The organism is Pelodictyon clathratiforme (genome assembly GCF_982375515.1).
In genome coordinates this window covers 613,886-627,203 of the sequence record NZ_OZ455102.1, presented here as the reverse complement: position 1 = coordinate 627,203, position 13,318 = coordinate 613,886, and the positions used below count along the sequence as shown (strand labels likewise).

The 13,318-nt window shown below is 49.1% G+C and carries 5 protein-coding genes; all 5 read right to left on the bottom strand.

Features of this window, described 5'->3' with window-relative positions:
• Positions 1 to 61: 61 nt before the first annotated feature.
• Genes AC56AD_RS03135 through AC56AD_RS03115 form a run of 5 tightly spaced genes read right to left on the bottom strand, consistent with a single transcriptional unit; the run spans position 62 to position 13,289 of the window.
• Positions 62 to 1,051, bottom strand: a complete 990-nt coding sequence (locus AC56AD_RS03135; protein WP_012507430.1) for an HlyD family secretion protein — start codon at positions 1,049 to 1,051, stop codon at positions 62 to 64.
• The gene (locus AC56AD_RS03130; protein ID WP_012507429.1) at positions 1,048 to 4,098 is read right to left on the bottom strand and encodes a peptidase domain-containing ABC transporter; all 3,051 of its coding nucleotides are present in this window, start codon (positions 4,096 to 4,098) and stop codon (positions 1,048 to 1,050) included. Before AC56AD_RS03130 ends, AC56AD_RS03135 begins: the two co-directional genes overlap by 4 nt.
• 56 nt (positions 4,099 to 4,154) lie before the next feature.
• On the bottom strand, positions 4,155 to 4,868 hold the full coding sequence (locus AC56AD_RS03125) for a peptidylprolyl isomerase (RefSeq protein WP_012507428.1): 714 nt from the start codon (positions 4,866 to 4,868) through the stop codon (positions 4,155 to 4,157).
• A gap of 58 nt (positions 4,869 to 4,926) precedes the next feature.
• Positions 4,927 to 6,348 carry a TolC family outer membrane protein gene (locus tag AC56AD_RS03120; protein WP_041526405.1) on the bottom strand — a complete coding sequence of 474 codons (1,422 nt, stop codon included), beginning with the start codon at positions 6,346 to 6,348 and terminating at the stop codon, positions 4,927 to 4,929.
• A 32-nt stretch (positions 6,349 to 6,380) separates the two neighbouring features.
• Positions 6,381 to 13,289: an Ig-like domain-containing protein gene (locus AC56AD_RS03115; protein WP_499052195.1), complete on the bottom strand. Its 6,909-nt coding sequence runs from the start codon at positions 13,287 to 13,289 to the stop codon at positions 6,381 to 6,383.
• Positions 13,290 to 13,318 lie beyond the last annotated feature (29 nt).

Here is a 13,318-nt window from a genome sequence, read left to right as displayed (position 1 = left end):
TGCGATTTGGCACAACAGGAGCGAGGCAATTTGCCGGATCTCTCTCTTCAGGCCAGCCTGTTTACTTTCTGATATGGCTTATAGCATCGGCCTGCTGTGTAAAAAGATCGGTAAAAATACTCATAACGGTGCGCTTCCTCACCTTGATGTTCATCGTCACCGACATGCCAGACTGCAGAAAAATTTTTCGCCCGTTAACCTCCAGAAACTGGCGTTCAAGCGTTACCTTGACAGGAAAGTGATAATATTTGATGATGTCATCAGGCGCAAGCACATCAGAACCAACCTGGAGCACCCTCCCCTTGATATCGCCAAACTCGGAAGAGGGAAAGGCGTCGAGCTTGACATCAACCGGCAACCCTTCATAGACAAAACCGATATCCTGGTTTGAAATAAACGCCTTTGTTGTAAGATTGTCATCAGGAACAACCTTGAGCATAACCTGCCCGGAACTGACAATAGCCCCCTTTTTCACCTGAAGATCAAAGACGGTGCCACTGACCGGAGCCGTTATGGATTCATAACCTGTTGCCTGACCCGTCATATACTGCTGCTTGCTGATCTGCTCAGTGAGATCTGCAACCTGAGCCTGCAGTTTCAGTACATCCAGTTTTTTCTGTTCAACCTCAAATTGAGAGACGGCAGCCGTACTGAGCAGAGAGCGAAGCTTTCCGAGCAGCACCGACTCCGTCGCATACTGCTGGCGGGTATTGTCGAGGTTAATCTGCAACGACTTGAGCTTCGACTCTTCACCAACCGACAAAACCGGGACTAACTCAAGAAGCACCTCCCCCTTTTTAACCCGCTGGCCATCATCAACCCGCAAAGCGCTCACTTCACCCTCAATCGCCGCCTGCACTTTTTTAACTTCTCCTGTCGGTTCAAGCTTTCCTGTAGCAGGAATCGAAACATCTATTTCAGCAACAGAGGCCCATACAATAAAGCCAAAAAAAGCAAGAACAAGAACCCAGAGTATCGCCCTCGGCACCATAACAGACTGGGTAAAAACCTCTCCCTGACCGATCAGATCATCAGCAAATGGATTTTTCATCCGAGGCTACCCTCCATAACCGGAATTGAAAAAGACTGTTTTTGGAACAAGGAGTAATACCGCCCTTTTCTTCCCATAAGATCATCATGAGTACCAGCTTCATCAATACAACCATCATGAAAACAGAGAATCAGGGATGCTGCTTTAACCGAATTAAGCCTGTGGGTAATGAACAAGACTGTTTTGCCTCTGAAAGCGGTTATCAAATTTGCCGTCAAACGGCTTTCCGTATCCGAATCAAGAGCGCTTGTAGCTTCATCAAGAATGATAAGACCCGGGTTTTGTAAAATGGTTCTTGCAATGGCAATTCTCTGGCGCTGACCACCCGAAAGTGAGGAGCCCTTTTCGCCAACCGGCGTATTGTAACCGGTAGGCAAAGCCATAATAAAGTCATGAGCCTCGGCAATTCTGGCTGCACGGATAATATCGGCATCCGTTGCGTCCGGATTGGTAAGAGCAATATTCTCCTTTACCGAAACATTGAAAAGCATGGGATCCTGGGGTACAATGCCGATCTGGCTTCGGAGCGAATTGAGCTCAACCTTGGCAATATCATAATGATCAATAAAAATACGGCCCTCTTCAAGCCTGTAGAGCCTCTGAATCAGTTTTGCGAAGGTACTTTTACCCGACCCGCTCTCCCCCACAATACCAACAAATGCAGCTTCAGGAATCGTAACGGTCACATTTTTCAGCACCATCGGACTATTATCCCTGAAACGGAACGAGACATTTTCACAGAAAATTTCACCTTTGACAAGAGGAAGAGGAATCTGCGCCAACTGATCCTTGCCACCCTCCTGCGGAGTATCAACAATATCAGCAAGCCGTTCAAGCGACATGCCGGTTTCCTGAAAATTCTGCCAGAGCTGAGCAAGCCTCATTACAGGACTGGTGATATAACCGGCAATAATACGAAATGCAATAAGCTGGCCCAGGGTCAGCTCATTATTCAACACCAGAGCCGCACCGGCCCATATTACAATAAGCCCGGATGCCTGACTGAGAAAAGAGTTGGCAGAATTGGCAATGGTACCCGAAACAACCGGTTTGAAGCCCTCCTTGACATAGCTCGCATATTTTTCCTGCCAGTTCCAGCGCGCACGCAACTCAATATTCTGGGACTTGACCGTCTGAATTCCCGATAGCACCTCTATCAAATACGCATTCGTTAGACTATGCTTTACCGCCTTTTCGCGCAACTGTTTCCGGATAACCGGCGACAACAAAAAGGTTATCAACCCAATTACCGGAACAACCGAGAGAGCCATCACCGCCAGCTTCCAACTGAAAGCAAAGAGAACAACAACATAGACGAACGAAAAAACTGCATCAAGAACGACCCCGAGAGCGGTGCCCGTTAAAAACTGACGGATATGCTCAAGCTCTCCGATCCGGGAACTCAGCTCACCAACCGGCCTTTTTTCAAAAAAACGGAGTGGCAGCCGCAGCAGATGATCAATAACCTCTGCACCAAGTGCAACATCAATTCGATTCGTTGTATCAACAAAAAGATAGGTTCTCAGACTGTTCAACACCGCCTGGAGAATCGCAATGATCAGCATAAAGGTGCCAAGCACATGCAGTGTGCTGTAACTGTTCTTGACAATGACCTGATCGATGATGACCATAAACAACAGCGGATTGACCAGAGTCATGATCTGGGTAAAAAACGAGGCAATCATCACCTCTCCAAGAACATTGCGATACTTTTTGATAGAGGGCGCAAACCAGTCAAACCCGAATTTTTTTTCAGGAGTATCCTCTCTCGCATCAAGCACCAGCGCCTCCCCCCTGCGATCCCACTTTTCCCAGAACTCTTTTACAGCAAGTACCTTAATACCTGATGCAGAGGGGACTGCGAGGGTAACCTCTTTAGCTGTAACCTTGTAAAGCACAGCAAAACTCTTCTCCCATCCAATAAGGGCAGGCACCTTCAGCCGAAGCATGGCCTCCTCGGAAAAACTCACTACCTGCGCTTTCAAGCCAAGCACCACCCCGACACCTCCACAATCCTGCAGCGATATCTGACCATTCCTCGCATACTGGTTTCCGATAATGCTCTGTATCAGATCTTTTTTAACCGGCACATTCATATGCTTGCCAAACATCTGAAAACAGGCTGTTGTCTCCTCAACAACACCCCTCCCTTTACAAAAATAGAATCCTTTTGAACGGCCGCTTACCTGTTCCTCTTCCGTTTGACAACTGAACTCTTCGCGGGGCTGCTCCCTGACAGGTTCTCCCTGCGGCCGCTCTGAACTGGCAATACCCGCCAGCGGTTCACCGCGCAAAGGCTCAGCCACAATCGGCTTTACCTCAACAGCAGACTCCTTGAGACAAGACAAATCAAGCCCCACCAGACGCAACGAAAAAGAGCCTGCCAATTCGCCGGAAGAGGGTCGGTACTCACTGCCAGGAGGATACGCCGGGTCATCGCTCCGGCTGACAAACCATTGAAGCTTTTTTTGGGGAATCACCCTGCTGAAACCGGTATCAACAACAACCGCAGAAGGGTAAAGGTGGAGGGAAAGATCCCTGATCCCTGAAAAGCCGGACTCACCAATACGAGCCTCAACCCTCGGATCCTTGCTGAACAGAGTCTCAAGAAGAGCACAAATCTCGGAAGGATCCGTTTTCGAAAAGAGCAGATCATACAAGAGAGGCAGCTCATTGATCACCATGCTCAACGACGACAAGGGAATCTTCAGGCAGAGCGTCTCCTCGGAAGCGGTAACAATCTCCGTTGGCTGGCGACGCATAAGAGCCACCCAGCCGAACAGCTCTCCGGCACCGAGAAGCCTCAGAGTTTGAACAACTCCGTTGGAGCCCTCCTTATAGAGTGACCGTACACGTCCTGAGATAATAACATACAGCGAATCTGGAGGCATACCGGCGCTGATTACCGGTTTTCCTATGGTATAGCGCTCCACGGAACAAACACCGGCCAGCATCCTGATTTTACCTTCTGCCAAACCCGAGAAAAGGGGAATCCCCCCTATAACCTTGCAAATATCAGCGTCACTGTCTGCGATTGTATGCGACATGAAAATTCCCTTATAAAAAAATCAGATAACCCATCGTGACCAGAAAAAAAGAGATCTCAGTAAAAAAAAGCCAATACCTCAGCCTTCACCCATTCACGAAACAGGTGATTGAGAAGATGCTGTTTCATCGGTTCATCAAATTTTGCCGGTATTTTCTCATGCAGCAAGGTAATAACTCCCAATCCGTCAATGACAACCGGAGGATTCACAACCCCCGGCCTGGCCGTCGAGAGCACCGCAGCCAATGCAGGATTTAACTGTTGCATCTCAATCGGGCCGAGGCGACCGCCACTCAACGCCTCCCGGCCCTCGGCATAACGGGCTGCAAGAGAGGCAAACGACTCCTCTCCTGATTCGAGGCGAAAAAACAGCTCTCTTGTCAGCTCATGATCTTTATTGCGCAACAGAGAAAAGAGAACCTTGTCCATACCAGCTTTCAACTTCAGGAAAGCGCTGCCAACCAGAGGCTCAAACCGCCGCCTCTTGAAAAGCTCCAGCAAAACGGGACGACTGATAAAAAAATCAACATCCTCCTCCTTCGCCCCGTCAAGAAGCAATTGAGCCCGTTTTTTTTCAAGAAAAACAGCATCAGCAGCAAGTTCGGTCGTATAATAAACCCCGATCTCTTCCTCACTGCACCCAAGCGTACGTAAAACCCTGTCAACAACCACGCCCTCCATCAGTTGCGGCCACAAGTTATGACCTGCAAGCAACGACACCACATCATCAACCACCAACTCTCTCTTGCCAACAGTAACCGCAACAGACATAAAACACCGCACAACTTAGGAATTACAATAAAACACCCCCCGACTCAAACAACCATCATCACTTGACCTCAGGAAGATCCAGTTTGCCACGCACAGGAACGTCAAATGGCGGCAAATCCTCATCCTTGACCTCAGGCATAGGAATATTGATATCCTTCAAACTCGGCATCTCTCCGCGAACAACACCCATTGTGGTGAGCAGCCTGCCCAGTCCCGCCAACGTCCTTGCATTAGCTATCGTGAGGTCAAAAAAACCGTTATAAAAAGCACGACGTGCCTGATAATATTCATTCTCGGTATCAAGCAGGTCAAGCAATGTACGTTTTCCGATATTAAACTGCTCATGATAGGCCTCTCTTACCTTCTCCATGCTTTTATAGTGCCGATCAAAATACTGTAACTGCTCTTTTATCATCTCCCGTTCATTATAAGCGATCTCTATGGTCTGACGCAAATCACGAGCGGCCTTGTCTTTCAGATCAACCGAACGATACATTTTTTCACGGTACTGATGCAATGCCGCCTGATCAGCGCCCCCATTGATGATATTGTAGTTCAATACAAGTTCAGCAACCGACTCATCCCTCCGGCCATCCACACCATCCAGATTCCATGACCGGTCATGGCGAGCCTTGAAGTCGATACGCGGATAATATTTTGCTTTCTGTACATTGACGGCATATTGAGCAGCCCGGATATCAGAAAGGGTGGCAAGAAAGCCGAAATTGTACTGATAGGCCTCTTTCAGCGTCGCAACTTTCGTAGCAGGTATCCCTTTATCAGGCAGCACTGCAGGCGCCAGATTCTCTTCCGGCAACTCTCCGATATAACGCTGGTAGCGAGCGCTTACATCATGCTGGTTGCTCAATTCGGTCACCAGGTTCGACTGTGCCAGCGAAAGACGGGCCGTGATCTGCTCCATATCAACCCCTGCTGCAACCCCCGCACGAACCCGACTGCTGATCTGCTTGTAAATCTCCTGATGATACTCATAATTTCTTCTCGAAAGATTGACCATCTCACGATAACGGAGCACATCCATATACGCCCTGAAACTTTCAAGACCAATATTTTCCATAGAGTCCATAAACTCCAGATATCGGGCCTGACCCGAGTGTTTCAACCGATGAACCTGGTTTCGGGTATAAAACCCGTCAAAAAGCATCTGGGAGAGTTCAAGCCGGAGACCCTTCCGCCAGTAATTTTCATCCCCGTTACTCTCCGACTTGAGCCAGTGCCGACCCACGCCAGCGCTAAAATCAAGCTTCGGCATGTAGCCCCCGTTAGCCACACCCTGCTCTTCGTACACATCCCGGAAAGCATGAAACTTCGCCTGCACCTCCGGATTGGTATTCAAAGCAGCGGTAACCGCTTCACTTGCCGTTACTGCCTTGGCCTCTACAGTTTGCGGTGACCCAAGACAGAGGAGCAAAACTGCCACTGCAAGGGTTTTCAGGTTCTTATTGGTAGTCTGTTTCATAACCTTGGATATAGAGGTTTTTAAGTTGTCCATTATAAAATGTCTTTGTACACAGAAACCTTGACCGTCGGATCCGTACTGCTGGTATATACATTGTAATCTCCAATCCGAGTTGCAGTTGACCAGTCTGCTCCAGTAAACGCCACATGGTCACCGCCGTCGCCGAGAATATACAGGTCATGGGTCGAAGGATCGGTCATGGCAGCAACACCCGCAGAGGTGATGTTCGAAAGAGAGTGATTGCCGTTGACCGTCAGATCAATGTACTCAATATTGAAAATCGATCGATCAACAGGACTATCAGCAAAATCAATATCCTCACCCTTCCGGAGCACCAGCGTATCAGTTCCGGCTAGGCCGTCAAAGCTTCTGGTATTTGCAAGATCAGCCACACCATCATAGAGCAGGGTATCGTTGCTCGTCGTCGGAACAATCGGCGAGATATTGAGGGTGAAAGATTTCTCGGGCGTTGTTACGGATTGAGGAGCAGCGCCATCTACCGTATAGGCAGCAACATACACCGTCGATGTCCCATTAGTGGCCGACTGTATAACCGACAGCGCATTTGTATCTTCAACCGTAAGCCCGTGAAGCGTATAGGTGTCTGTACCACTATTATAGTCGGTCGCCGGATTAAATTGGGCCAACGTCAACTCGGTACCGCTTGCGCCATAGAAAGAAGCATACTGTCTAAATCCCCTCAAGGTCACCGTCGCTGTTTCCGAACCATCAAAGTCAGCCATTGAAACATTGAGGTTAATCGGCACCATCTGACCTTCTGGACCGAACGAATGAGTCGGACTGATCGTCGTCAGACCATCAGAAACCGGCGTCACCACAGTATCAAAGAGGAATGTCTGCTCAAGCAATTCTCCAGGCAAGTGCGTCTCGGTGGTAATAACGACAAGCTCTAATCCCTCAACCGTACCACTGAGATTATTCGGTGGTACAATCGCAACATAGTTTGGAAGCTCAATTTTTCCGGTGATCGTTGATAGCTTACCAATCGACCATGTATTATGGCCGGATGCATCACTTCCTGCATTGAGCGCCAACACTGCCGAAGCGGCATCATCTCCAATATAGACCAGACAGCAATTATGGAGTTTTTTCAGCAAAATACTCTGTACCGACTCCGAGCCATCAAGATCAATCAGGCCCCCTCCGGTGATAGCCAATTGAATACGAGTATCCTCCGGACCTGTCGCTACTATGGATGTGGGATTATAGCCATCAATGACCGGAATCACATCAATGGTGAGTGACCCGGGGGTGCCGGAGATCTGGACGCTCCCCGTCTCGCGGGAATTAACCGAAGCCGTTATCTCGATACTGCCCGAGGCATTTGGAACAGGGAAATAGGTCAAGGTCAACACATCACTGGCAAGCACACCGCTGATACTGTAGTTTGCAAAACCTCCGCCACTACTCTCAAGCGTGAGTACCTTACCGGTGCCATCATCCGTCAATACTAATCCTCCCAGATAGCTGTCCATGCTTCTTTCATCAATCACAAGCATTACGTTACCCAAAAGTTGATTCGAACTACCATCGGCCGCATTCTCGAAAGCAACCGTAAAGAGGACTCCCGCTCCGCTGTCCACCTTCGACGGTCTGGTCGTATCATCCTCGTACTCACTCCCGGCACGAGGAGTAATCACGCTCGTTGTCGGATCACTGTCTGGCAACACCTCTATCTGTCCATGAAACTTCTCCGTATTCTGCTGACCGCCCGGCGCATAGGTTGTCAGTGCAAGATCAAAGACAAACAGGTCATTATGATTGTTTTCGTTCGAGTCAGGCGGCGGTGTCAGGGTAATGTTATGCAGCAGTGTCTGCAATGTGGCATCACCACCTGAGCCGGATGCGGTATAAATCACTTCGTCTCCAGGCAAAACCATACGCTCCATACCGGTCACAATGGTGCCAGCCTGAACATTTTTCAGCGTAATACTGAAGGGACTGCTGTCAGTGATGGAAGAAATCGCAACCGTTGCCAGATCGGCAAGCATGGAAGCCGTATCCTCTGTCATACTCACGGTGTTGAGACCCCATGGGGTAATAGCCGCCGGAATATTAGTAGCTCTGCCGCTGTCATCAAATGAGACAACGAGGCTATTGTCAATGGTAAACGATACGGAAGCAGAACGTATACCCGACCCGGTATCCCTGCTCTCTGCGGTAATGGTAATCGTTTTCGACCAACCGATAAACTGCGAAGCAACTCCATCAAAATCAAAGGCAATATTTCGCGGAATGGTGGATGTAAATGGAAGATCCGGATTAACATCCAAAATCCAGCGCCCGGTATTGGGTGTCGTACCGGTATCGCCGACATAGGTCGCTCCGACAACCGTAATCCCGTCCGGCACACCATCAATAATAAAACGCTCAAGCATTTCACTGCCATCCAGATCCTGCCCGTCAGGATTTTCAGCAAGATAATTGGACTGCGTGACAACAACCGGCACCGTGAGTACTGTGCTGCCATAGACCGTAACCACATCCCCGGATATAACCGTGTGAGAAGAAGTTTCGTCCGCAGCACTAATTGTACCAAGTGGATCAGTAATCGGATCCGTCACCGCATTGACCGTCAGGGTATAAGCGGCTATCGTCGACTGCGTCGTCACCGAATTCGCTGTTACGCCTGTCCAACCTCCGGTAGCAGGATTAATAATCCTGACTGTGGTGCCATCACTTGTCGGATCGGTAATCGCATACTGTACCTCAAAGGTATAGCTGCCATGCAGGTCATGCGTATTCTGCACATAGATATGCTTCGACTGTTCCGCAGTGAGTTTGTAATAACCGTCGTCGGCCAGAATACCTCCCACAGCGCCAAGGACAATCGGAGAACCCGCACCGGCATCATCTGCATCATAAGAGAGGGTAAACACCCTGCCATCAACATCGGCCGCTTTTATCCAGACCGACGTCAACACTTCATTCGTATCAACAAGCGGCTGCGGTAGAAGATCAAAATTAACCCGTGCATAGGCGCCCATCACCGGATTGAGCGGATCAGTCAGTATCCACTGATCCTCATTGAAGACGGTATGGTCGACAATCGTCGCTTCAGGTGATGGCGAAACCGTGAGGGAGAGGGGTATCGGATCACCAGTAGAGGTATTGTTTGTCCAGCGAAGCCCAACGGGATCCCAGGTATCACCAGTCCAGGAGTTGCCATCATTTTCCGAGGTCACCGGAACACCCTGGAAGGTGACCGTTCCGCTGAAGTTTTTCGGAACCGTCATTGTGGTACCCGCAAAATCACCTGGAGTGAGAAGCCATCTGCGTTCGGTACCCGTACCACCAAGGAAGGATACATTCACCCCGCTGATATCAAAACCGTTAGCGAGGCCTGTAAAATAGAACGACAAGGTTTCTGAACCATCAGTATCCTGCCGCGTGACAGAAATAAGACTACTCATACTAATGAGATCTGAAGGAGGCAGACTATCCAGTCGTTGCTCAGAAAATCCGGCCACAGTCGTTACAACATCAACAGGATCGGCAACACCCCTGACATCGACAATAATGTCAAGAGGCTGGCAGATCGTACCGGGGTTCGTTGGATCAAGAACTTCAACCGTGTGACCCGTAACATGGAGAGTAATGTCTTCATTACTGTTGTGAGGCGGCTGTATGGTAAACGTTTTTGAAGAATCAAAGTGATTTATGGTTACCGTACCCGATGTATCCGTTATCGCATAGATAGTCGATCCATCATAGATCATCTCGGAGCCATTAGGAATACCCGTAATCGTAATGGTAAAGCTCTCTGATCCATCGGTGTCTGTGGACGTCGGACGAATGGAGAGCGTCCTGAGCAAATCTTCATCAATCGGCACAGGAGAGGTCACAGCAAGCGTAACTTGATTGGGCACTGGATCAACAATAAAGTCGAGGTGAGCCAGACCACTGACATTGAACACATCGGTCGTTGTGTCATCAGGGCCATGGTCAACTGTTTTTGCCTGAACATCAATGGTAACTGCTCCACTATAACCAGGTTTTGCTTTGAACGATACGGTATGCAGATAAGGCATTTCTACCGCTATCGGAGTACCTTTAAAGATCTCCGTATGCACCCCGGAACCATCGGTATACTGGAACTCTGCTTCAATCATATCTGTCAGCACACCTCCGACAAGATATGTCGGCGTAAAGAGGGCATAGGTTCTCTCTGAACCATCCGCATCCTCATTGTGCCAAAAACTTCCAATGGCAAACGGGCTTGACCCGGCCTCGGTAAGTGAAACGAACTGACCCTCTGTACCGTGAGTCGTGTAGGTGTGATGTGGATTGATGGCCAGATCAGCGGTGCCGCTGACATCAGAATCCGCTTCAGCCGCAGTTACCGTTACCGAGGTTCCGTTGTGCACAGCACTCCCTGCAACCGCCTCGGCTACCGGGGTAACGGTCACCTTGATATTATGCAATTGATCGATTTTGCTATTATCCGTGATATCAATTCCCTGAATTGTAGCCGTATCTGTTGTGGTAACGAGAACCTTCACCGTTGTATCGGCGCTGCTATGCGGCGGAGGAGTAACGGTATAGTTTGTGTAATCTCCTACAGGGATGGAAAAATCAGCCGTACCGTCTCCTGTGAAAACAACTGTTCCTGAAGGGTTTTTTATTACCCAACCAAGCGCAAGATCACTGACGGTTATCGCAGTAATGATTTCCGTTCCTCCTGTGGTCAACCCGGACGAGATATCGGTAACCCTAAGATCCTTCAGGAACCTGACCGACTGGTCCTCAGAAGTCGATACATCAGGAGCTGCAATATCATCAGCTACCGGCAAAACAAGCAGATTCAGGGTAACCGAATCAGTCCAGCTCACCGGAACAGGCGATGCCGCTGGCAGATTCGGATCGGTATCAAGCGCCTGCAGGGTTACGGTTATACCGTTCATTTCGCCGCTGAAATTTGGCGGCGGTGTGATGGTGATACCCGGCAGAACGTTCTGGATACCAGCAGGAACAGTACTGTTGATCAGGGGAATGGTAACGGTACCCGTCGCACCAATCGTCACTGGTCCCGGAAGAGCATTTGAGGTCACAATCGTATCTTTCAGTAACCCGGAGAGTACGATTTCACGATGTTCACTGCCATCCGTCGTATCATCAAAGGAAGTTGTTGAAAGCAATGCGCCAAGGTCAAAAACGGTATCCTCTTCGAAGTTTGCCGTGTAGGGCGTATCAAAACCGTCAATCAGAAGACCTGGAGCAGGCGGAATATCCGTCACCGCAAGAACCTCGACCGCAATTGTTGCGGTTGTGGTCACTCCGGGAACCGCCACGCCACTGACCTCTTTCTGGTAACCCGCTGCATCAACCTCATATTCTGTCACCGAGACGGTGATAGCAGGAGAGAAATTGTTGCCGCTGTTGGGTGGAGGCAGTAGTTTAAGCCCTTCGTATTCCAAAACCGTTAAATAGCTGTTGGCAGTTGTTTCGGCAAGGAAGAGCGACTTGCTGTCCGTGCCGGTAACCGGCGTTGTGCCACCACTGACAAGCATAACGGTAAATGAGGTGTGGCCTGTGGTTGCCTCAAAAACAAGCGTCGTACCATCAGCCTTGAAAATCTTCGCACCGACCGGAATCCCCGAAAGGGTAATTGCGCCAAGCCGTTCGGGATCATCACCTGCTGTGCCGATGCCATTCTGGTCAGTTTTATCACCTACCGTCGGTGCATACAGGCGAAGATCAATCTGAGTGTCTTCCAGAGTCGAGAGGGTATAGTCAAGAGCCGTCACTCCCGGCGCATCCGACACCGGAATCACGGTTACGGTCACCGTCCGAATTTCGGTTGTTGATGTATTTTCAATCTCCAGTGTATACTCAAAGGTATCCGTCCCACTATAGTTTGTGTTGGGGAATGGAGTATAGGTAATGGTTCCATCGGGAAGACCTGATATCGTTCCGTCATTAACCTGAACCGTTCCATGCGCTGCAGGAGTACCGGTTATGGACAGATTGGTCGATCTCGCATCAGCGTTGACCGTCATCGTTCTCTCACCAGGATCCGGTTCATCCTCCTGAAAGGTCAGCAAAGGTTCGACAAGAGCCGTGTCGTCATAAATCGTGACTGTAAATTCAGCAAGTCCGCCTCCATTAACCCCTGAAGGGAAATTGAGAACCGTATCATTATCGTAAGGTTCCAGAACCTTGTAACGGATCGGAAATTCAATAGGGTCATGCGATATGGTAGCACCAGTATTCTGATCCTCATAAAGATGATCGACAGCCCTGTAGAGGGTAAACTCATAGGATGCGTCTTTAGAATCATAATTCTTGATTTCTATGGTAAAAATCACATTACCACCATCAGCCTCCAGGTCTGTAGCTGTGAGCGTATGGCCATCAGGACTTTCATGATAGAAGATCGTCTTTTTGTTGGAGGTTATACCAGTGGGCGGAGGTGCTCCGTTAAATACTACATTAATAGGATCTGCTTGCTTATTAACGCCAAGAGTACCCGTTTTAACAAGCAGCACAGGGTTCGGATCGGATCCTGTCGAAAGATTCCTTTCATAGACAGAGTTATCCAGCGGATCACTGATAGTCGTGGCGGTATCCTCAACAACTAGGGTTTTTGTCGCCGTTGCCGTGTCACCGTCACGATCGGTAATGGTATAGGTTATGGTTTCAGAGACTGGTTCTGTGGAATGATTAACCCAAGGGTCTGGAGTATATTGCCACTCCCCGTCACTAAATACCGTTAATTTACCGTATTTTGTATCAAGTTCTCCGGTCGTACCACCCGAAAGTATCTTGAATTGAGAGGCTCCCAGGCTATCAACATAGTCAACCCTTGTTATGGTAATGGACTCATCAGCACCGGAATAGTCTCTCCATGATGTCGCTCCCCCTGACGGATTTGTTGATGTCAGAAGATTCCATGCCAAATTTCCGACAGATGTAGCCATTTCACTTCCTTCTTTAATGTACAGGGTCG